A 21,157-nucleotide genomic window follows, 5' to 3' on the forward strand; every position below is an offset into this window, starting at 1 on the left:
GTGTAGGTGTAACGGGTAAAGTTACAGAAAGCATTAGCGCGTTTGTTGGTACTGACTACAACCAAACAATGGGCAGTGGTGATGGGCACAGCATCAGCGGTCGAGTTGGGCTTGAGGTGACTTGGTAATTTTGGATGAGGATGGGGAATTTCTTACAAAAACTCTAATTTTTATCTAGAAAGTGAAGGGTTAGGTAAGTCTGCCTCGGCACGTATGAGGCTCGCGCTGGGGCTTTTTTATAAATGGTCTTGCAAATTAGGTCTGGCTATCGTAAGTCTATCAGTGTTGTGCAAAAGTATTGTAAAGAGAGAGTGTTGTGTTTGGTTGTCTCAATTAAGCAGCGTTTCATGAAAGCAATTATAGATTTTTCCAAGGCAGAGCTCATGCAGCTGATAAAAAGTTAAATGCTAGTCTGTTTGTGAAAACTCTTTGTAATGGTTTCATGGACAAGCATCTATACTATTATAGATGCTAAAACCTTATATTAGAGCGGCGCACGCTGGGTGGTTACATGCTATATATGAGGTTGAGTTGTTGTATGGGTGAAATTTCTTCAGCTCTACTAACGGTAGAGTGTTTTTTTCACAGCAATTAAATTTTATAAATGCACATGGTATTCAAGAATCGAGGTAAAAATGAAGATTTCAATTTCTGCAGACACGCTGCTGGGCGTCTCCAGCAAAATCCCTGAGTGGGTTCGTGAGCGAGGTCATACTGTCTTAGTTCATGGTGCCTTAGCGCTTCGAGATAACGCTGACTGGGTTGCTGCATCCGTACAAGCGGCGCTAGATGTTGCGGAAGGACGTGCTGATCAAGCGATTGTTTGCTGTACCACGGGCACTGGCGCCACCATTGCGGCCAACAAGATCCCCGGTGTACGCGCCGCACTGTGTAACGACGCATACACCGCGGCTGGTGCGCGTCGATGGAACAATGCGAACGCTATGGGCATCTCGTTGCGCATGGTATCCGAATCACAGATGAAGGAAATGTTGGATGCTTGGTTTCAAACAGAGAATGACGGCTCGCAGTCTGCGAGCCTAGCCCGACTAGATTCGCTGGATGACGCTATGGCGGTAAGGCCATGAGTGCTGCTAGCTACAGTCGTTGAGGCGTTGTCGAGCATTGTGACTGTAATCTGCCGAGATACTGGAAAGTCTTTTCGCCTACCGAAGCTCTCCCTGCTGGAGGTCACGCCATCTAAAACTATCTCTACCACTATACTAGTGCCCATCTATGTCCACTACAATCGGACAGGTAGAAGTTATGCTAGGCAAATATGGATTTCGCACTTTCTGAGCAATAAGGAGAGAGCAAAGAAAATGATCTTTGGCAAGGTTACGCTCTCCACAGCGGTAGAGATTAAGAGTGAATTCAAAAAAATCTCATTCTTTAGGCATCCGTAGGACTGATAGGCTCTACAGTCCTGTCTCTAAGCGCGAAGAATAGTCATCTAAACATACCGTGTATCTGTTTTTCGGTGGGGTTTAACATAACCAAAAAGATAAAGCTTTCGAAATATTTATGAAAGTATTATGTATGCCGGTCCGCCTCGCACTGATATTTATATGAATAGTAGGCGAAGACGAAGAGTGATTAAAGGTTCGGGAGAGCACTTAGGATCCAGTCGCCACCCTTGGGAGTTCGGTTTCCGAATATTGAATGGGGATAAGAGGTCGTTTCAGATATTGGAGACTAAAATTGATTAATGGATTAATAGAATGCCTATGGCTACGGGCTCGCGGCCTGTTCTGTACTACGCGAGCAGTCAAATTTTAACTGACGAAAATTTCTCTCTGGCAAGTCACAGTACTATCGATATAGCCTCGGAAAAAACCAATGAGTGATCGCGATGCAAATAACACTCAATTATCATGCAGAGCTACCCCCGGTGAGATCTAAAAATTACGCAGACCAACCAGCGAAGCTATTGGATCGGAATTGTCTTGAGTTAGACATTTTGAAAATTCAATCGAAAGGGATTAAATGTAACATATTTGCGGTTGATGTGATTCAAATGTCACTGCTGCATGAAATAATTAAATCTCTTGGTTTCGACTATGTAAGTGCTCTGCTGGATTTAATAAAAAGGCGTATACAGAAGTCCCTGCCATCCAATTGCAGACTCTATATAATCACTCCTACTATTTTTTGTTTCTTTTTAAGGCAAGGGAGACCGGTGGATAAAGTGTGCTCCAGTCTAATACTAAGCTTGCGGCAACCTATCGGGTGTAAGGGTATACTTATCCCTACGCAGCCTAGCATTGGTATTTTGACTATTTCTAATTCAGACGATAAAGACTGGCTACGAATGGTAGTTTGTGCAGCTGACACAGCCAGAGAACGAATGCTTGGGTGGGCCCTGTATCAACCTAAACTAGATGTGGCACAGCAAAGAGCTTTTGTCCTTCTAAGCTCACTATCGACAGCCGTGCGTTCGAATGATCAGCTAAGGCTGGTCTATCAGCCTAGGGTGACTATACCTAGCCTGGCCTGTAGCAGTGTTGAAGCACTGATACGTTGGAATCACCCTCAATTTGGCGCTATAAGTCCAGCAGAATTTATCCCTCTCGCGGAGAAAACTTCATTAATCCAAGAAATTAGTCGTTGGGTACTTAATACAGCAGCAGAACAAATCAATCGATGGAAGATCCAAGGTTTAAATTTTCGAGTTTCTGTGAATGTAACAGCTAGCGACTTTGAAACTTCAGGCTTTGTTGATGATCTCGCTGCGCTTATATTAAACTCAACTCTAGATCCAAGCATGATTGAGTTTGAATTGACGGAGAGTATATTAACGAAAAATAAAGGAGCAGTGGCACGGCATTTGAAGCGAACGGTAAATTTGGGAGTGCGCCTTGCAATCGATGACTTTGGTACCGGCTATAGCAACTGGAGTTATTTAAGCAAGCTTCCTATAAGCATTGTTAAAATTGACCAATCTTTGATTAGACATTTACAAAAAAGCGAAAAAAATCAGCGAGTTGTAAAAGCCCTAATCAAATTGGCAAAGGGCCTAGACTACCGAGTGGTCGCGGAAGGAGTCAACAACTTGGCTGTTCTTCGCATATTAGCTCAGTGGGGGTGCTCAGAGGTTCAGGGCTATCTGATCGCAAAACCTATGGAAGCTGAGTCTCTGGTTAAATGGCTAAATATCAAAAAGCCTTTAATCTTTCATGACCTCAAGCTGTAGAGCCGCATGACGAATCATATCGAATGGTGCCTATCAGTAATTTGTTATCAGAAGACTCGTTCATCTATGCAACTATGCTGGAAATGTAACTAAGAATCTAACTAGATGTTTTAATTATTCTTTAGGAGGTTGTTGTGAGGTTCTGCATAAATTTTTTTGATTGGAAGCATGGTGTGCGTAATGATACCAGACTTCGCTAACCCGATAGTAGATGTGTTTGGATATTACTTCCCAGTGGACGAGAACATAAACACGATTGGATTTAAGTATTTTCAACTGGACTCGTTAGCGGAAGAAAATACCGGACTTATTACGGGGGTGTTGCATATAAATGAAGGAGAGGGGAGTTCCGATCTAGAAATTCAGGGCACCCTAAAAGGAACGACTCTTAAATTTAAGACTAAGCCGTACAATGGCGAATCTTATAGTTTCTCAGGAGATTTCAAAAGACTTGGGGATTTACCAGTGGAACAGCCCACCGATAAGGATATGCTATGTGGCAGCCTTCGTGTTATTAAAAACAAAATGGTCATTCGTCAGAGTCTATTGATGTTTCGTTACGAAGCGGGTGATTGATCTGTTCGAAGAGTCTACAACCTGCCGGGACTCAAGGATACACCGGAGGGGACTTCCAGATTTGGCGAATAGCATACGAGGCGCTAATTAGGCGACACTGGCGAGCAGTTTAAAGGCATCAGGGCTTCGTAATCTTCAACCAGGTGGTCCTTGGCGACATTTCTAATGCGTGGCGCAGCCAGATATAAGGCTCTTGGTCGTTTGCTCTGGAAGTCTCGACCAGACTGTAAAGTTTAGTACTTGCCCCAGCGCCCTTGGGCGTATCGCTGAATCGGTGAGTCGTTGGGAAATTCCCCCCTCGGCTGCTCACAGAGCTATACGTGACAGTCTCCTGCCATGCAGCTCTCAAACACACACTCGATGCAGATAATAAATTGCAATGCGCGAACTGAATCGCCCCGGGGGTCGTAGACATCTCTATGTGTTCTTACACTGAAGACTTCTTTGGAGACACAAAAGCGCAGCGCGGAGAGTTATCGCCACGTCATTGCTCAGCCAGGCCCAGCGCATCCTAGTCGGCGTACACACGTAGGTGAACAGCACCGCGCCGCACCCTAGTTCCTGAAAGCCAATAAACCCGCGGTTCTGCCAATCGGTACACCGGTCTGCCAGAACAAGGGGGCAAAGAAGCCGGTAGTGATCTATCTGCTTTGAAATAATCACGCTTTTCGTTGGTCATCACCGACATCCAGAAGTATGTCGAAATACACGTTGAGAAACCCCCACCTTCGAAACGATAAGTCCAACTCTCTGTCCGTAAGAAGAACCGTAGCGCGTAGGAGCGTCCATCAACGCTCATACAACATCTGAGCCTGCCTTTGTGCTACCTAAGTAGAGTAGAAATTTCGCAAGGCTAGGCCCGTGTAGCACGAGCGTTCCCCACTGCACTATCAAAAAACTGAATGTAGGGCTAAGAATTTTAGATAGTTTCTTAATTTTCCGAACTGAAGAAATTTCCTACGGCACGCGAAAATTAAGAATGGTAGAATTTTCTAGATTTTGTCGGTGTGCTGAATGTCTTGGCCATTATTGAGTGTATAAGGTGGTATGTAGTGTTGGTTCTGAGTAGGGTGCGAGGAAAGAAGATCATTTTTACAAAAGCTAACTCAGTGGTTACTACTCTTGAAGTGACTAGTGTATGTATTGAACGGGGGGAAGTAATGTTAGAAATAAATACAGGTTCCGAAAAAATGTTGCAAGACAAGGTGGTGTGTAAAAGCTTTCCAGAGGACTCAATAGCGACTGGATTGATCGAAATGTTGCCGCTCGAAGAATCAGGCGCTCCTGCTTTAGACGATTAAATTCAGATTTTGCGTTATAAGCTCCTAAGGTTGAGATGGTTGAACTGCGGCTATTGCAAGTAAATCAGTTAAATTTACTCGGCTATGTTTTTAGTGGTGCAGCCGACTTTAGTTAATTAGATCGTTGGTTGATTATCTATCACCCTTCGATCGCATTACTAACTGGCAAGTTAGTGTGCTGAGCTGAATACAATGTGTATTCTTAATTGAATTTTGAGTTCTTGTTGATACAAATCACAATCCATAAATTATTTCTGCGCTAGTGCGGAACTGAGCTATACTGGATTTACTACATAATTAAAAAGGTGCTATGAACAATTATGAGAAAAGCCATTATAGTTGATGATCACCCTTTCATTAGAATGGCAATTAAGCTTATATTGAATCAAGAGTTTATTGACACGGTAGCAGAAGCAAGCGATGGATTTTCCGCCCTTAGTTTGGTCAGGCAGTACAAGCCTGACTTGGTAATACTTGATTTATCTATGCCGCGAGGCGATGGCCTAGAGTTCATGGAGAGGGTTAGTAGGTATGATATGAACTGCAAAATAATTGTCCTAACTTCTCTTCCCGCAAAGCACTATTCCAAGCGCTGCTTTATGGCTGGTGCAGTAGGTTTTGTCAATAAAACCGAAGAGCTAGGAGAACTTCGTAGTGCGATTAAGACTGTGTTCTCTGGGCGTGTTCATTTCAAAACAAGTAATGAGAAGGACTCCCAAAAGCAAGTTGCTCTCGAAGATATGCTTATTCTAAGTAGCCTCTCAAATCGTGAGCTATCTGTTTTTTACCATCTAGTACTGGGGAAGAGCAATAAGGAAATAAGTGAAATATTACACATTAGCAATAAGACAGTTAGCACTTATAAGTTTAGGATTTATGAAAAGATTGGTGTGTCCTCAGTTGTAGACTTAGCAGAGTTTGCTCGCCGCAATGTTATAATTTAGGAGATTAAATTGCGCAATTTAATTGTGTTAGTATCTCTCTTGATTTTTGGGTCTCTATTTGGCTTGGAAGCCTCTGAAATTAAATATGATAGTTTAGTTCCGCTAGTTCGCTACTCAAGCATATCGAATGATTTAGAGTTTTCAAATAAAGATAAAGAATGGTTAAAAGATAAAAAAAATCTTAGAGTAGGGTTTTCAGAGCCAAATAATCCACCTTTTGACTTTTCAACAAATAATAGAGAAATTGAAGGTTTGTCAGTAGACTATGCCGTGATAGTAGCGGAGAGGCTATCTCTTGAAATCGAAACTTACAGATACAAGAATAGAGCTGAAGTCTTGGCCGCACTTAAGTCAGGGTTTATTGACTTGGTAGCTACCTCTAACAGTTATGAGGCGGAAGATCCCGACCTACTTCTTACTGATACCTATGCTCATGATATCCCTGTCATGGTAATTCGAAGCGATAGGAAATACGCACAATTAAATAGTCTTGATAATTTGAGCGTCGCCATGCTATATCATTACTTGCCGGCGCATGCTGTGACTGATGCTTACCCCCATGCGGATTTAAAACTTTATCCCTCTGCGATCACTGCGATCGCTGAAGTTTCATTAGGACAAGTGGATGTCTTTTTGGGTGATTCGATAAGTGCCAGTCATCTGATTAGAAATAATTACTTTAAGAATATCGAAATTTTCAAACCATTACCTCTTAAAGTTAATAGCTATTCATATGCAGCAAAGAAAGAAAATCGCAAGCTAGTTGATTTGGTTGGTGCTGCTATTAAATCAATAACAACTAATGATAAAAATCGAATAGATCAAAAGTGGACAAAGACGTTATTGCCTCCTGAGGAACTATTGTTTACAGAGGGCGAATTAATCTGGATGAAACGTCATCCAGTAGTGAAAGTTGGATTTGATAAAAAGAACCAGCCAGTAACATTTTACAGTTCTGAAGGTATGTTCAGTGGGATCACTGCTGACTTACTATTTCAAATTGGCGTTCGTACCGGTTTACAGTTTGAGTCCGAAGGTTTTGATACGAAGAGTGAATTAGTAAGCAACCTAGAAAGTCAAAAAGTCGACTTAGTTTCAGACTTTCCAATGGGCGGCAACTTAAGATCGTCTGGCGATATGCTTACCACTCGCCCTTATTTATCCAGTCCTTATGTTGTAGTGGAAAAGAGGCTTGGCCTTGTTCAGCCAAAATTTGATGAGAGTTTTAATGGTAAAGTAGCTTTAATTGAAGATTCTGAGGTAGTAAAGAATATAAGAAATTATTTTCCAAACGTAGACATAATGTTGGTTGATAGTGACGTTGACGCAGTAAAGTTAGTCGAGAGTGGTGAGGTAGATGGGGCTGTAACTACACTTCTGAATGCGCGATATTTGATAACTGCAGGGCGTATTAACTCTCTGAAAATTTCTAAAGTGCTGCCTGGAAATGCCGGGCAATTTGCTTTTACAATGCTTTCAGCGTCCAAAGATCTTAACGCGATTATGAACAAAGCGCTCTTGAATATCCCACCTACAGAAATGGAGCACTTACTAGATCGTTGGCGTGGAGAGATTGTCATTGAAGATAGCAGGTGGCGATTTTATAAAAAACAATTCTGGCAGGTTCTTGTTGGCGGCTTAGTTCTAGTAGTTATTTTTATTATTTGGATTACGTTGCTGCGTAAAAACATTAGGGAGAGAGAGAAAGCGCAAAGAAGCCTAAATGATCAATTGTCGTTTATGGATGTCCTAGTTAATGGAACTCCTCATCCAATTTATGTTAGGGATACTGAGACTAAACTTATTGCGTGCAATAGTCACTACCTGCACGAAGTTGGTTTGACGAGGGAGCAGGCATTGAAAAGAACTATATCTGAAACTTTTAGTCCTGGCTTTAATACTGACGAATATCTCAATGACTTTAATGAGGTATTAATTCGCGGCTTGCCTTGTATTAAAGATCGCACCATAATGCTTTCAGAGTATCGCATGGTACATAGCTGGTTACTGCCTTATCGAAGTGGCGATGGTTATATAGATGGAGTCATCGGGGGCTGGATAGATATCAGTGAAAGACAATCGTTATTTGAGAAGCTAATAGAAACTCAAAAAAAAGCTGAGGAGGCTAATTTGGCTAAATCAAACTTTGTTGCTACATTGAGTCACGAGTTGCGAGGCCCTATTAACGCTGTGATAGGTATGTTGGAGTTGGCTAGTTTAAAAATGAACGATGAATCAAGCGTTGTTTATATTAAAGCTGCTTCCTTTGCAGCCACCCAAATGCTTGACTTGATAGGTGACACATTGGATCTTTCAGTCATTGAGTCGGGTGAGATTATATTGCAAAATAAGACTGTTAACTTGCTTGAGCTTATAAGCTCGATCACCAATTTGTACTATGAACTTGCTCGCAAGAAAGGACTACATTTTAACGTACATTTTAATGATACTCTTCTACAACTCGTTTCGATTGATCCTTCAAGATTTAAGCAAGTTATTACAAATATTATGAGCAATGCTATTAAATTTACAAGCCTGGGCGGCATTAATGTTTTTATAGATGTTACTGACTCATCTCAAATTCCAGGCATGATTAACTTAGTTTGTATTGTTGAGGATACAGGAATAGGAATATCAATACAGGATCAAAAGAAGTTATTTAAGCCTTTTTCAAAGTCGGGTCGTTCAATTGAAGGTCAGTATATCGGAACTGGGTTAGGCTTGCATATCAGCAAGCTTATCTGCGACGCAATGAATGCTTCCTTGGATCTTCGTAGTATTGAAGGTCAAGGTACTAGTGTGAGACTTGAGCTTGTCGTGCTTAAAGTTTTGGATGAGTTTGATGTGCGGCCGGTGACAAAAAAGACAATTGAGGCCGAATTGGCAAAAGTCGAGTTGAAAGTTATGGTGGTAGAGGATTACCCACCAAATAGATTTTTGTTATATAAGCAACTCTCCCTTATGGGGCATTATGTGGAGGCATACGAAAGCGCGATTGATGCGCTTGACGCGTTCGACCAGAATAACTTTCATCTTATTATCACTGACTGCAATATGCCGATAATGAGTGGTTATGAGCTTTCCGTGGCGATACGTAGCAAGGAGGCTGAGGCTGATTTGATGCCAGTAATTATATTAGGTTTGACGGCTAATGCCGTACCTGAGGAGAGATTAAAGTGTATAAGTGCCGGAATGAATGACTGTGCTTATAAGCCCATAAATATTTCACAGCTTGATAGAAAAATTCAAATGCTGGTCGGGGAGGTTCGCGGGACAGAAACAGTTACATCCATGAAGGGACGATATTTTAAATCAGCTCTTGAAGTTACTGGTGGCGATACTTCAGTCGCTTATGAGTTGCTTCGAATTCTAATTAGAGCGTTACAGTCTGAACTGGAATTGATTCAGTCAGATAGAATATTAAATTCAGAGCTGTATGAAATGACGCACCGGCTAAAAGGCGCTGCCAGCATCATGGGATTTTCGAAATTAATTAGCATCTGTAATGAGATGACTGATCTTGGTAATACTGGTGAAGAGAAGAAACTTACTGTGTTGTTTTCCAAGCTTCAACAGGAGCTACATTTTTTGATTTATGCTCTGAATCAAATTATTGCTACATGATTCGCCTCGTCTCTTGTATTAATCGCTCTTAGTGAGTTCACTTGGACTAATCGTTAATATTCAGCGCGTCTCTCTTTATTGATGCGAAAATTAACTCATAGCTTGGCGAGTGTTCGCCTTGCATCTCTAACTGCATTAATGAGGTGAGGGGCGATACTAAGTTGACCTGTATCAGATAATGAGGTCACTGCTTAATCTAGGTTTATGCCACCCCGCTACCTTTTATCTCGATACGTGCCTGTTCACAGTCCTGGATCAAGCTGTTTTCCGATACCCTGTAGCTGCGTTAATTGATCCAGCATCGATAGTGCCTCATCAAGAATACTGGAATAAGTCTATAGATAGGTCATCACCTCGCCTTCACAGCTGGTGACAGCTCCAACTGATTGATAACGATAACAAAACGTCTCGTATGGTTTTTAGAGCAGTTATACTATTTCTAAAAGACAGCTAGAATAAGCTTTCTGCGCACGTACCTTTCATTCAGGGACATTTTATGCAGTGCACTATCGAGTTGCTGGATAGTCAAGAGGAGGTTTGGTTTACGGTAACCAAGTCCTTGCCGGGAGATTACATTCTCAAACTGGCTGCTGAGCACAAGGCAAGCGCTATGGCTAAAGGTATGGAGTTATTTCAAAAGACTATTCCTTTCTTTGGCGCTAAATTAGCTAGGGTTATTAAGAATAGCGGCACTGAAGAACAGATCGATAAAGCTATATTCGACTTCGTGATGGCCACAGTAGTGGTCGATAGCTGCCTAGGCACTTCAGATGAGGTTCTGTTAGGTCGTAATTTTAACTTGGTTGCTTTTGATAATGGTGCTGTTCAGTATGATTTGCAGTTAGACTGCGACTTGTTATGAATATGTTTTTCATGCAGATAAAAATCTGGAATTGGCACTAAATATAGACTTCAAATCCAACTCATTAAAAGTATATTTTGTTCGCGCTCCTTTTAAGTTTGCACTCTGTGTGTGAATTATCGTAAAGTGTTATGTCTTCTAAAAAACTAAGAGTTTTCCCAAGCTTGTTTTTATAAGAAAATTTATAGTAGCGTGCACCCTGCGTCATAACTTCATATTGCCCATTATATTTTCCATTTATGAATTCAGCCCAAATGGTGTGGTTTTCGACAGGCCTATTATTTGGGACTTTTTTAAAGCTGGATTGTACAAACACTAAAGGGATAGAAATACTTGAATTCCTATATTTTACATAGGCTAACCGCGTATTGCCATCTGCAAATTCCACAAATTTAAGTGCGGCACCACTCGCAGGAGCGGAAAAACATCCAACTTTTCTATCTATATCTTTAGCGTGCACGAGTGGAGTTGATGCTAATAGTAAAATTAAAAGTAGTTTCATTTTAATGCTCTCTCTATTTGGCTCGTTGATTTTTAATAGCGTCACTATTTTTAATTATCTCTTATATTGTAGAGGAGGCGTCTATTTTTTTATTCTTAGTCGAATTGGTGATGGTTGTGAAGGTCAAAAATCTGTGGGAGGCGCTAGGTCAAATACCGACTAGGCACTCGAATTATCCACTTGAGGAGGAATTTTACCGACGCTCTATAAAAAGTATGTAAGAAAATTCTCCATTTAGGAGTGCTAAAATGAAGTTGTTAATTAATCCCGGACACGACGTTAAGTCTTCCTCGGCGCTAGCTGCCGTCAGCCCACCGTTGGATCGGTGACGCCGAGTCCAGTTGTACCGATGCATTGAGAGATGGCTGCCCTTGCTCGTTCAACCTGATGTGAAGCCGGTTTAGCCGAATGTTCCGCCATTGCGCCAGTCACGAAAGCGCTTATTAACCATTAGTCATGGGCCGAAGCGCTCGGGCATGTCGCGCCAAGCAGTCCGAGCCGATGCTTTCCAGCAAGTGCTGTATTCCGGGTCCTGCGCGCTCAACGTCAGGCGGGTGAATTGGAGCATGGGGGTGATTTCGTAGAGCACTTCTTCCATGGTCGGATCGCTCAGGGAGAACCAGTTCTACAACAGATAAATGCGCTGCGTGGTTTCCAGGGGTAGTTCTCTAACGCCACCAGCCTTGGGGTAGAAAGGTTTGATCAGATCCAACAGGGCAGTGGGCCGGACCTAATCTATCTCGGCAAGGAAGCATTCGCGGCGTATCTGCTAGCGATTGCCAACGTATTCGAAGTTGGAAAGGCTCATCTGGCTCATGAAGCACTCGGGTCAGGTGGTGAGGCTGTATTTCAGCGTACTTGAAGACTTGTTCGAAAAATCCCTGATGACTTGCAAGCGAAGTGAACGTGCACGAAGGCTTTGGCCAGCCAACTGGATTCTACCAGGCCACGCCGAACCCTGCAGTGTAACGGGTCTTGCTCAAGCTGCCTTCCGACTCGCCACTGATGATGTCGCGTTCAGCCTTCAGGTTGAGGGAAGCCCATTCAGTGACCTTGTAACGCAGGCCAACTTCCGCATCGAGCGAGTAATCGGACGGCCCAGCGAGAGGCTTGCCCACCTCGCCATTGGTGAAGAGCTCCACGGTCTTGCCCACCAGATAGCGGTTGTAGCTCCACTTCATGGCCAGTGAGTAGAAATTGGATTTGCCGCCGCCGGCATATTCGTAGTCGGTGCGGTTAACCAGCGAACCGAGGGAGAACGCGCCCAGTTCATCGTCCCAGAACTGGAAGCCTGGGCCGGTACCGACCGTGCGCTGGCGGGACAAGTCTTCAACCTTGTCGCGCTTGTAGGTTAGGCGGCCTTGCCAGAACCAATGCACGGTAATGAAACGGTCCAGGTCATATTCCAGCGTCCAGTTGTCGGTGGTGGTGACATCGTCCTGAAACTCGCGGTTGTATTCGCCCTGCGCGGTATGGCGCCACTGGCCGTGCCGGGCCGTGGTCTTGAAGTCCACGTCGTAGTCGTTGGTGTCTTTGTCGGCACGCTTGTAGTCCAGCGCCAAGTCGACATTGCCCTTCCACACCAGGTCTTCGATGACCGGTTTGGGCTTGATAATTTGCTGGATGCTGGCTAGTTCCACCGTTTTGGGCGCCTCGCCATTGGCCAACACCACCTTGCCGTCATCCGCCGCTTTCAGGGATTTGGCTCTCTCACCGCTGTTAGCGTCCTGCTTGACCAGCAACTCCTGTTCACTTTCCAGGGTTTTCACCTGCTTCCAATCCACCGGAATAGCCCCTGCGTAGTCGGTATGAATCAGCAACTTACCACCGTCGAAGACTTTGATCTTGCCGGTCAGGCGGTCACCGTTCTTTAACCACACGGTGTCGGCGAGTAGGGGAGTGGACGCGCTGGAAACAGCGAGGCATAGCATGATTCTGGATAACATAAGCGTATTCGTGGCTCGAAATTTGCGCAAAGGGATTTAGCCTGCTAGATATATCGCGCAGATTCAAGGGATTACATTGATTTAGACATTATTTCAGAAGTTTCTTACAATAACTTAATAATACCTAAAAATGCTCAAATTCTCCGCACGCTAGCTGAAAAATATTGAAACAGAATACTAGCGTTACACAACTCTAATACGACTAAAATCATGCTGATAAAAATAAACTACTGAAAAATATGAAGCCCGTATTTGCTATTCCAAGATGCGAAATTCTACCATATCGGGCTGAGCGGTTAATTCATTTATCTATCGTTAAGGAGGCGCTGAGCAAGTCTCCAAGTATGCTGAAATACAGCCTCACCACCTGACCCGAGTGCTTCATGAGCCAGATGAGCTTTTCCGATTTCGAATACGCGGGCAAGCGCTAGCAAACACACCGCGAACGGTTCTTCGCCGATATGGGTCAGGTCGTGCCCTGGAGCGGTTTAGTGGCGTTGATCGAGCCGTATTATCCGAAGGCTGACGGTGGCTGCAAACCGTATCCGCTGGAAACCATGCTGCGCATTCACTTGCTGCAAAACTGGTTCTCGCTTAGCGATCCTGCCATGGAGGAAGCGCTGTATGAAATCACGCCCATGCGCCAGTTTGCACACTTGACCCTGAGCGTGCCGATCCCTGAAGACTGTTAATCAGCGTGCAATATCGACCGAAGTTACGTAGGGCGGATCGAGCGTGGCGAGGTCAACATCACCGTCGAGAAGCTGTATCGCATGCAAGCGTGCTTGCATGCGATACATGCGGCCTACTGACTCCAGTGGCGTTCTACCCTGTTAACACGGAAACTTTCGAGTATCCTCACGCAGGGGTGAAGGCCATGCCATTGTTATTACGTAGCACGGGGTCGACATTCGACGAGCGGCCCGAGCGGCTATCAGCCATCGAGCGCTCCAGTTCCCGCACCCGTTGCCACAACTTCATATTCTGAGCCAGCACTTTGTTACGCTGCATCTCAGCGATTGACAGCGCTTTTTCCAGCGCTGCCAGCTGACGTTCCATCTGCCGGATCTGTTTGCTGCTCAATGAGCCCGTCCCTTTGCTGGCCTCTGCCCGAACCGCCTCGACTTGAGCCAGTAGCGGCAAATGCGCTTTACGGGACTTCTTCAAGTAGCCACGGTCAAATCCAGCTTCCAGACTAACTATGCTGGCGGTGAGTTTCGATAGGTCTAAGCCAACATGCTCGGGCACAGTAGGCTTCCCAACCAAGAGGCGCTGTAACGCTTCCTCACAAGTGCTCAATCCCTTGCTTGTTCCGTTACCAAAACTCATTGTTAAACCTCCACTGAGTCAATCAGGCGTGCTTTGAAAGCGGTTAAACGCTCAGTTTCTCCCTTCACAATTTGATATTCGCCCGAGCCTTTTGAGTAACTGCACAACTCATTCGTCGCATCCTTAATCGCCGTATTGAGTTTATCGGGCTTGATGATTGCGCCCACGCAAGATAGGCATTCCGTATAGTCACCGAGCAAGAAGGAGTCACAGCGGCCCACCTTCGAACAACCACCCAGCAACGTCGATCGGTAACTAATTTCACCGTTTTTCACCCGTTGCTCGGTGTCAGCGCGCATATCTTCAATCTGAATCTCACCCGACTTAACCCGCTCTTTCTGTCTCTCCATGTACGAGCCGGTGCCGCCGAATAGCGGCTCCTGATTAAACAGAAGATCGGCAATCAACTGGTTCGCCACCGACATGGGCATGGCCATCTGATACTCGAAGGCGAAGTGATTGGTTGGCAGCACAAAGTCTTTCTTCTTGTCGTCGTAGTAGCCAAAAACGGTGCGCAGGTTACCGTAGTGATTCGAGTAATAGCGTGCCATTTCAATCGTCATGTGCTTGAACTGCACCCGCAACGTCGGCAATGAAAGAAAACCGCTACTGCTCCCATAGAAAGACAACGAGCGCCGAAACTGATGACTTGTCAGCGGCCAGGGCTGGCCGACAGCAAACGCCGGTTCACTGTAAAAGTCCCGAGAAGGATCGCTCTGCCCAAGTTCCTCTAAGTCTTCTCTCCTGATCAACAGCTGGAGCAGAGCAATTCCTCGTGAATCCTTAAAATTTGTCACGCCAACCTCGGCTCTGTTCCGTGTAAAACTAATAATAGACGGATTGAGAAACAGCGGGCATCCAATTCGATTTTGTAGAGTTTGGCGAGACCGCGACAAATCGCCTGGGCGACTTCGACCGCCCTGACGACCTCCCCCGGCGCGAACCATGTGACTTCTTTCTTGTAGCCGGTGAACTTCGTGGCGGTAGAGAACACGTTTACTGACTGCGCCTTATCACGCTCAATACCCTGGTCATCGACAACTGCCTGCCTGATTACTTGATCGGAAAGACAGTGATATGAGATTCGCATCACCTCCTGATCGCGCATGCCGGTATAGAGATGTATCACCGTTTTCACCACATCCTGCATCTGAATCAAGCACCGTTGCAGGCTCCTTAAATAAAGGCACTCAAACTCACCGGCAAACACTGAAGTCAGACCATGATCATTAATCGCTTGCGCCATGTCGGGTCGCCAGTGTGCCTTGCCACCGACCCCCAGACATCTCTGACGAACATAAGTGATGCCGTAATACTCATCAGCAAAGCAGGCTATAAACGCCTCGAAACGTCCAACACCTAAATAAAGCTGATCGAGCAGGTCGCCGGTAAGATTGATGAGCTTCAAATAGATTTGAGTCGGAATGACTGGATGCTGCTTGTAGTCGGGCCGTTCGCCGTCAAAGTTGCTGGGGTTAAGCACTGCATAACCCAACCGCGCTTCGCCCACTCTGGCCAGCCCTTGCAAAATCCCAGCAAGAACCTTTTTACTAAAGCTACTTTGGCCAATAAAAGCCCCCCAGATAAGTCGGCACGGTAAAGAGCTGCTGTAAGTACAGTACGCCAACCATGTGCTTCTGTTTTTGCTCATAGCAGAACTGAATGGCCACGCGCAGCACGATCCAATACTGATTCAATGTGCTTGCACTCAGTCCACCTCTTCGCCCGCCACCGGCAAAATAGATAATGCAATACAGCAAATATTTGGCTTCTTCTATCAGCGCCTGCTGCTCTTGCCCACTTTCATCGAACACCGTATCAAAAAGTATTCGGTTGATTTTGTTTGCACTCAGCCGGTAAGGGTTAAAGTCCCAAACGGGCTCTCCGTATACCGCCGTGGCGTTGCCGCTCTCATCACGACAAAGAACGAAGTCGGGCGCGGGCTTGCCGAGAAGTTGCGACGTTTTATCTGGTTGACTGGCTGGCGGAAACTGACCACAGATAAAGAGACTGCCACTGGACTGGACAGCAGCGTTCAAAATACCACCCCCATTTTTTCATAACGGCCCAGGCGATTTTCCCAGAACGGCGTGAGTTCACCGTATTCAAACATCTTAGCCTTGATCGCTTCGACCAACTGCTCAGAACGCTCGCCAAGCGCCTCAAGGATAAACTCGATTCGGATCAACAATTCTTTGTAGAGCGCTTCAGCATGTGCAGCATCGGGGGCTGCTTTACGCACCGCATTGATCACATACTGCAAGCTCGCAATCTTGTGTAGGTCTTCTTCATCGCTGTGACAGATATAGTGCTCGCAGTACAAGCAGCCGTATTGGCTGCGGCAGTTCGGCTTTATTGCAACAGCCCCAAAATCGCGCACAGGTAGAGACTGACTGAACCCGTCGCAGTGGCCCGTCGCCGTTGCGATCTCGGCCTTTTCGGGCGTCTTACTGCGCTCACGCACGACTTGAGCAGCATGATGCATAGCCCGCCAGAACTGTCCGAACTCGGCTGCCTGCTGCTCAGGCGTAGCCTCCGAATAAGTCGAAAGATTCACCGCCTCGCTGTGATTCAAGTTTGCCGCTACCGTGGACGGCGACACGCCAGCGGTGTGCATCCCCAAACTCTTGTGCTTGCGCATCGTATGCGTCCGGCCAAGTCATCTACCCAGCCTTGCAAGGCCAAGACATGGTGTGCACTTAAAATTTAAGTGGGCACCAGTTCTAGCCTTTTAAGCGGGTATTTCATGCAGCCAACACGCCGTTCCTATTCAAAATCCTTCAAGGCCCAGGTCATTCAAGAGTGTGCCCAGCCCGGCGCTTCTATTGCCAGCATCGCACTCGGCCATAGCCTCAACGCAAACCTCGTCCACAAATGGATTCGGATGCACGCGCAGAAAAGCATGGCGCTGCAACCTGCATTTATTCCGTTACCCATGCAGTTTGGCGGTATGCGTCCGGCCAAGTCATCTACCCAACCCCGCAAAGCCGGGACATGGTGTGCACTTAAATTTAGGTGGGCACCAGTTCTAGCCTTTTAAGCGGGTATTTCATGCAGCCAACACGCCGTTCGTATTCCAAATCCTTCAAAGCCCAGGTCATTCAAGAGTGTGCCCAACCCGGCGCATCGATTGCCAGCATCGCCCTCAGCCATAGCCTTAACGCAAACCTCGTTCACAAATGGATTCGGGTGCAAGTGCAGAAAAGCACGGCGCTTCAACCAGCATTCATCCCATTGCCTATGCAAACAACGGCGCCCGTATCTTCATCGAATATCAGCGTTGAGATTCTGCACCCACGCGGCACCGTCAAAGTGAACTGGCCAACCGATAGCGCTGCTGCCTGCGCCGCTTTCCTTCGAGACCTGTTGCGATGATCCGCATCGACGCCATCTGGCTCGCCACCGAGCCCATGGATATGCGCGCCGGCACTGAAACGGCGCTGGCGAGGGTGGTCGCGGTGTTCGGTGCGGCGAAGCCGCACTGCGCTTATCTGTTTGCCAATCGCCGCGCGACTCGGATGAAAGTGCTGGTACACGATGGGATTGGCGTATGGCTGGCGGCACGTCGCTTGAACCAAGGTAAATTCCATTGGCCAGGCGTTCGGCAAGGCAGTGAAGTGCAGTTGGATACCGAGCAACTTCAGGCTTTGGTACTAGGCCTACCTTGGCAACGCGTGGGGTCTGGCGGAGCTATTACGCTGCTTTAAAAACTGTAATTAGCATCTCGGTTTGCTGCCGCAAGCGGTCTGCTTTGGTAAAATCCACGGTATGACTTCCTCGCCCAATCTCGATCAAATGACTCCCGACCAACTGCGTGCATTCGCTGCGCAGCTGCTGTCGCAAGTCGAGACCATGGGCAGAACGGTCGAAACCATGGGCAAGAAGATCAACCGCGATCAAACGGTGATCGAGAAGCTGACCCACGAGATCGCACAGCTCAAGCGTTTGAAGTTTGCCAAGCGCAGTGAGCAGATGAATCCTGAGCAGGCCAGCCTGCTGGATGACCTGATCGATACCGATATTGCGGCGATTGAGGCCGAGCTTCAGGCGTTGCAAATAGCACCAGCGGCGACCGAGAAAAAGCAAAAGCCCAAGCGCACGGCATTGCCGGCAGAATTCCCGCGCCCGTTGATCCATCACGAACCGGACAACACTCACTGCCCATGCGGCTGCGCACTGAAGCGCATCGGTGAAGATGTTAGCGAAAAGCTGGACTACACGCCGGGCGTGTTCACCGTTGAGCGCCATGTTCGTGGCAAGTGGGTTTGCGATGACTGCGAAACGCTGATCCAGGCGCCGGTACCTGCGCAAGTTATCGACAAGGGCATCCCGACTGCCGGATTACTTGCGCACGTCATGATCGCGAAGTTCGCTGATCATCTTCCGCTTTACCGTCAGGAATCAATTTTCGGTCGAGCTGGCTTGGCGATTCCACGTTCGACGTTGGCCCAATGGGTTGGCATGACGGGCGTGCAGTTGCAGCCCTTGGTCGATGCCTTGCGTGACGTAGTGATCGGGCAACAGGTCGTGCACGCGGATGAAACACCCGTGCAAATGCTCGCTCCGGGCTCGAAGAAAACCCACCGCTCTTATGTTTGGGCGTACGCCACCAGCCAGTTCTGCGAAACAGCCGCTGTCGTTTATGACTTCAGCCCCAGCCGCGCCGGTGAGCATGCTCGTAACTTCCTGCAAGGCTGGAAAGGCAAGTTGGTCTGCGACGATTTTGGCGGTTATAAGGCCAGCTTCGAACTCGGCGTGACCGAGATCGGCTGCATGGCCCACGCCCGGCGCAAGTTCTTCGAGTTGCACGCAACGAACAAGAGCCAGATCGCCGAGCAGGCGCTGCGCTACATCCAGTTGTTGTACGAAATCGAGAGCGAAGTGCGTGACCTGGAGCCGGATTTACGATGCCGGATACGGCAAGAAAAAGCCGCGCCGGTGATGTCTGCGCTGCATGCCTGGATGATCGCCCAGCGTGACCTTGTGCCCGAAGGTTCGGCTATTAGCAGAGCGCTGGATTACAGCCTGAAACGCTGGGCAGCGCTGTCGCGCTACCTCGACGACGGAGCCGTACCCATTGACAACAATTGGGCCGAGAATCAAATCCGGCCATGGGCTCTTGGACGTAAGAACTGGCTCTGTGTGTCACGAAGGAGGCGTCATGACGACGAGATGAAAACGGCGGCATGACAACTCCATGTTCCAAGATGGATGGAGGTAGGCCCTCCGGTCAGGGCGTGCAGGCGTACTGATCAAACGACCCGATGCTGCGAACATGTTCAGCATGTTGGTGGTGAGCGACTCGGGAAAAGGCAGAGTAACTACTGTCACGTAAGGCTCAGGTAGTTGAACGAAAGTGAACTGACTGATGAAGCGACGAAATCTCCACTGGTGTCAAAACGGGCTTGTATAGCCGGGCCCCGAGAAGTGCAGAGGACACCTGTCTACTGACTGCACGGCACCCGTTGTTAAGGCAGCAAGAACCTGGGCCAGGCCATTTTGGGGAACGTGAGAACCTATCCTCGGCACGTACCGTGAGGATAGGGACGGACTCACCCGTAGTAGTGATGAAAGACCTGTAATGGGGCTGGAGCGAAGGGGTGGGGATCACTTTCGTTGTGCGGGACACAACTCAAACGAGGATGACGTTTTAGTGCAGCGAAAAGCATTCGAGATACCGAAGTCGCTGTTGTGGATGGCGTATCAGGATGTACGCCGCAATCGTGGCGCGCCGGGCTGTGATGGTCAGACGCTCACGGACTTTGATCGGCAGCGCGATCATAACCTCTACCGCATCTGGAACCGGTTGTGCTCAGGGTCGTATTTCCCGCCACCTGTGCGGGAAAAGCGCATTCCGAAAGACAATGGCAAGGAACGTATCCTTGGCATCCCAACGGTCTCTGACCGGGTAGCTCAAGGCGCAGTGAAAAGATATGTGGAGGCTGTGATCGATCCGATTTTCCATCCTGACTCGTATGGGTACAGGCCCGGAAGATCGGCCCACGATGCTTTGCGTCAATGTTCCATTCGGTGCCGTCGTAAGAACTGGGTACTGGAAGTGGACATCAGCGCGTTCTTCGACCACGTTGGGCACGACCTGATCATCAAGGCTCTGGAACATCATCAGATGCCGAAATGGGTGATCTTGTACTGCCGACGCTGGTTGCAAGCGCCGATGCAGAGTGAGACGGGATTGCTTCAGGAGCGGGGGCGAGGGACACCTCAAGGAGGTGTGATTTCGCCCTTGTTAGCCAATCTATTCCTGCATTATGCCTTTGATCGCTGGATGGACAGGACGCATCGTGGTGTGCCGTTTGAACGGTATGCCGACGATATTGTTATTCACTGCACAAGGATGAGCGAGGCTGTTCGAATCAGGGAGAGCCTGACTCGACGGATGAGTGAAGTGGGCCTGACCATCAACGAAGAAAAGTCGAAGATTGTCTACATCGATACATTCGAGCGGCACAATGTTGCGACGAGCTTTACCTTTCTCGGGTATGACTTCAAGGTGCGAACCCTGAAGAACTCCAAAGGCGAACTCTTTCGCAAGTGCATGCCGGGAGCGTCGATGAAGGCAATGCGCAGGATGGTAGACACGATCAAACACTGGAGCATCCATCGATCCACGACTGATGACCTGAGGGATTTTTCTCGCAGGTACAATGCTGTGATTCGAGGATGGATCGAATATTACGGTAAATTCTGGTACAGGAACTTCAGCTATCGATTGTGTAGCGCGTTGCAATCGCGCCTGCTCAAATGGGTGAAGAGCAAGTACCGAATCTCTATACGTCAAGCGGAGCATCGGCTGCGTCTTGTTCGAAGAGAGAGTCCGGAGCTATTCGCGCATTGGTATTTACTACGTGCATGGCATGTG

At 47.2% G+C, this 21,157-nt stretch carries 19 protein-coding genes and 4 pseudogenes; 14 read left to right on the forward strand and 9 right to left on the reverse strand.

Going from position 1 to position 21,157, the window contains the following annotated elements:
• Positions 1-635 precede the first annotated feature (635 nt).
• The 3 genes from E0F99_RS21650 to E0F99_RS21660 all read left to right on the forward strand — a co-directional run bounded on the left by E0F99_RS21650 (position 636) and on the right by E0F99_RS21660 (position 3,769).
• Positions 636-1,088: an RpiB/LacA/LacB family sugar-phosphate isomerase gene (locus tag E0F99_RS21650; RefSeq protein ID WP_083359318.1), complete on the forward strand. Its 453-nt coding sequence runs from the start codon at positions 636-638 to the stop codon at positions 1,086-1,088.
• A 764-nt stretch (positions 1,089-1,852) separates the two neighbouring features.
• A complete protein-coding gene (locus E0F99_RS21655) occupies positions 1,853-3,193 on the forward strand; it encodes a putative bifunctional diguanylate cyclase/phosphodiesterase (protein ID WP_083359317.1) in 1,341 nt (446 codons plus the stop codon).
• 180 nt (positions 3,194-3,373) lie between these two features.
• Complete coding sequence (locus E0F99_RS21660; RefSeq protein ID WP_083359316.1) at positions 3,374-3,769, forward strand: hypothetical protein; 396 nt, start codon at positions 3,374-3,376, stop codon at positions 3,767-3,769.
• Between the two features lie 83 nt (positions 3,770-3,852).
• Here the strand turns inward: E0F99_RS21660 and E0F99_RS30530 are convergent.
• Positions 3,853-4,040: pseudogene (locus E0F99_RS30530) on the reverse strand (transposase domain-containing protein); the annotation flags it as partial.
• Positions 4,041-4,821: 781 nt separating this feature from the next.
• Here E0F99_RS30530 and E0F99_RS21670 point away from each other — a divergent pair.
• From E0F99_RS21670 to E0F99_RS21685, 4 genes are all read left to right on the forward strand, one after another.
• Entirely contained in the window at positions 4,822-5,070 is a 249-nt protein-coding gene (locus tag E0F99_RS21670; RefSeq protein WP_130908915.1) for a hypothetical protein, read from the forward strand.
• Positions 5,071-5,390: 320 nt separating this feature from the next.
• On the forward strand, positions 5,391-6,014 hold the full coding sequence (locus E0F99_RS21675; protein ID WP_083359315.1) for a response regulator transcription factor: 624 nt from the start codon (positions 5,391-5,393) through the stop codon (positions 6,012-6,014).
• 9 nt (positions 6,015-6,023) lie between these two features.
• Entirely contained in the window at positions 6,024-9,638 is a 3,615-nt protein-coding gene (locus E0F99_RS21680) for a transporter substrate-binding domain-containing protein (protein ID WP_083359314.1), read from the forward strand.
• A gap of 496 nt (positions 9,639-10,134) precedes the next feature.
• Positions 10,135-10,500, forward strand: a complete 366-nt coding sequence (locus E0F99_RS21685) for a hypothetical protein (protein ID WP_083359313.1) — start codon at positions 10,135-10,137, stop codon at positions 10,498-10,500.
• Positions 10,501-10,564: 64 nt separating this feature from the next.
• Here the strand turns inward: E0F99_RS21685 and E0F99_RS21690 are convergent, their stop codons facing one another.
• From E0F99_RS21690 to E0F99_RS21700, 3 genes and pseudogenes are all read right to left on the reverse strand, one after another.
• On the reverse strand, positions 10,565-11,002 hold the full coding sequence (locus E0F99_RS21690) for a hypothetical protein (protein WP_130908916.1): 438 nt from the start codon (positions 11,000-11,002) through the stop codon (positions 10,565-10,567).
• A gap of 514 nt (positions 11,003-11,516) precedes the next feature.
• Positions 11,517-11,768: pseudogene (locus E0F99_RS21695) on the reverse strand (transposase); the annotation flags it as partial.
• A gap of 172 nt (positions 11,769-11,940) precedes the next feature.
• The gene (locus E0F99_RS21700) at positions 11,941-12,948 is read right to left on the reverse strand and encodes a DUF481 domain-containing protein (RefSeq protein ID WP_083359312.1); all 1,008 of its coding nucleotides are present in this window, start codon (positions 12,946-12,948) and stop codon (positions 11,941-11,943) included.
• 383 nt (positions 12,949-13,331) lie between these two features.
• Between E0F99_RS21700 and E0F99_RS21705 the strand changes: the two are divergent.
• Positions 13,332-13,634 (forward strand): annotated as a pseudogene (locus E0F99_RS21705) (transposase); the annotation flags it as partial.
• Positions 13,635-13,652: 18 nt separating this feature from the next.
• Positions 13,653-13,765, forward strand: a pseudogene (locus E0F99_RS30535) (helix-turn-helix domain-containing protein); the annotation flags it as partial.
• Positions 13,766-13,806: 41 nt separating this feature from the next.
• Here E0F99_RS30535 and E0F99_RS21710 read toward each other — a convergent pair.
• The 5 genes from E0F99_RS21710 to E0F99_RS21720 are packed head-to-tail and all read right to left on the reverse strand — an operon-like array spanning position 13,807 to position 16,918.
• On the reverse strand, positions 13,807-14,277 hold the full coding sequence (locus tag E0F99_RS21710; protein WP_083359311.1) for a hypothetical protein: 471 nt from the start codon (positions 14,275-14,277) through the stop codon (positions 13,807-13,809).
• Between the two features lie 2 nt (positions 14,278-14,279).
• Positions 14,280-15,074, reverse strand: a complete 795-nt coding sequence (locus E0F99_RS30540) for a hypothetical protein (RefSeq protein WP_232000104.1) — start codon at positions 15,072-15,074, stop codon at positions 14,280-14,282.
• A complete protein-coding gene (locus E0F99_RS30545; RefSeq protein WP_232000103.1) occupies positions 15,071-15,787 on the reverse strand; it encodes a hypothetical protein in 717 nt (238 codons plus the stop codon). The genes E0F99_RS30540 and E0F99_RS30545 overlap by 4 nt, the downstream gene beginning before the upstream one ends.
• A gap of 46 nt (positions 15,788-15,833) precedes the next feature.
• On the reverse strand, positions 15,834-16,316 hold the full coding sequence (locus E0F99_RS30550; RefSeq protein WP_232000102.1) for a hypothetical protein: 483 nt from the start codon (positions 16,314-16,316) through the stop codon (positions 15,834-15,836).
• Complete coding sequence (locus E0F99_RS21720; protein WP_232000101.1) at positions 16,313-16,918, reverse strand: hypothetical protein; 606 nt, start codon at positions 16,916-16,918, stop codon at positions 16,313-16,315. Before E0F99_RS21720 ends, E0F99_RS30550 begins: the two co-directional genes overlap by 4 nt.
• A gap of 105 nt (positions 16,919-17,023) precedes the next feature.
• Between E0F99_RS21720 and tnpA (E0F99_RS21725) the strand changes: the two genes are divergently transcribed.
• From tnpA (E0F99_RS21725) to ltrA, 5 genes are all read left to right on the forward strand, one after another.
• Positions 17,024-17,317 (forward strand): IS66-like element accessory protein TnpA, encoded by a 294-nt coding sequence (gene tnpA / locus E0F99_RS21725; RefSeq protein ID WP_232000100.1) that lies wholly within the window; start codon positions 17,024-17,026, stop codon positions 17,315-17,317.
• 11 nt (positions 17,318-17,328) lie between these two features.
• Positions 17,329-17,652 carry an IS66-like element accessory protein TnpA gene (gene tnpA / locus E0F99_RS21730; RefSeq protein WP_197679976.1) on the forward strand — a complete coding sequence of 108 codons (324 nt, stop codon included), beginning with the start codon at positions 17,329-17,331 and terminating at the stop codon, positions 17,650-17,652.
• Positions 17,649-17,984: an IS66 family insertion sequence element accessory protein TnpB gene (gene tnpB, locus E0F99_RS30555; protein ID WP_083359309.1), complete on the forward strand. Its 336-nt coding sequence runs from the start codon at positions 17,649-17,651 to the stop codon at positions 17,982-17,984. Before tnpA (E0F99_RS21730) ends, tnpB begins: the two co-directional genes overlap by 4 nt.
• A gap of 166 nt (positions 17,985-18,150) precedes the next feature.
• Positions 18,151-19,467, forward strand: a complete 1,317-nt coding sequence (gene tnpC, locus E0F99_RS21740; protein ID WP_269457888.1) for an IS66 family transposase — start codon at positions 18,151-18,153, stop codon at positions 19,465-19,467.
• A 463-nt stretch (positions 19,468-19,930) separates the two neighbouring features.
• A partial coding sequence (gene ltrA / locus E0F99_RS21750) for a group II intron reverse transcriptase/maturase (RefSeq protein WP_207303091.1) occupies positions 19,931-21,157 on the forward strand: 1,227 nt, incomplete at its 3' end.

Origin of the sequence: Pseudomonas antarctica (assembly GCF_900624995.1) — a bacterium.
GTDB lineage: Bacteria > Pseudomonadota > Gammaproteobacteria > Pseudomonadales > Pseudomonadaceae > Aquipseudomonas > Aquipseudomonas antarctica.

Coding starts and splice junctions, on each gene's coding strand:
- E0F99_RS21655 (WP_083359317.1), top strand. CDS start 1,853: ATGCAAATAACACTCAATTATCATGCAGAGCTACCCCCGGTGAGATCT.
- E0F99_RS21710 (WP_083359311.1), bottom strand. CDS start 14,277: ATGAGTTTTGGTAACGGAACAAGCAAGGGATTGAGCACTTGTGAGGAA.
- tnpC (WP_269457888.1), top strand. CDS start 18,151: ATGGGCAAGAAGATCAACCGCGATCAAACGGTGATCGAGAAGCTGACC.
- tnpB (WP_083359309.1), top strand. CDS start 17,649: ATGATCCGCATCGACGCCATCTGGCTCGCCACCGAGCCCATGGATATG.
- E0F99_RS21690 (WP_130908916.1), bottom strand. CDS start 11,002: ATGAAACTACTTTTAATTTTACTATTAGCATCAACTCCACTCGTGCAC.
- E0F99_RS21700 (WP_083359312.1), bottom strand. CDS start 12,948: ATGTTATCCAGAATCATGCTATGCCTCGCTGTTTCCAGCGCGTCCACT.
- E0F99_RS21720 (WP_232000101.1), bottom strand. CDS start 16,918: ATGCGCAAGCACAAGAGTTTGGGGATGCACACCGCTGGCGTGTCGCCG.
- E0F99_RS21650 (WP_083359318.1), top strand. CDS start 636: ATGAAGATTTCAATTTCTGCAGACACGCTGCTGGGCGTCTCCAGCAAA.
- tnpA (WP_197679976.1), top strand. CDS start 17,329: ATGCAGCCAACACGCCGTTCGTATTCCAAATCCTTCAAAGCCCAGGTC.
- tnpA (WP_232000100.1), top strand. CDS start 17,024: ATGCAGCCAACACGCCGTTCCTATTCAAAATCCTTCAAGGCCCAGGTC.
- E0F99_RS21675 (WP_083359315.1), top strand. CDS start 5,391: ATGAGAAAAGCCATTATAGTTGATGATCACCCTTTCATTAGAATGGCA.
- E0F99_RS21660 (WP_083359316.1), top strand. CDS start 3,374: ATGATACCAGACTTCGCTAACCCGATAGTAGATGTGTTTGGATATTAC.
- E0F99_RS21685 (WP_083359313.1), top strand. CDS start 10,135: ATGCAGTGCACTATCGAGTTGCTGGATAGTCAAGAGGAGGTTTGGTTT.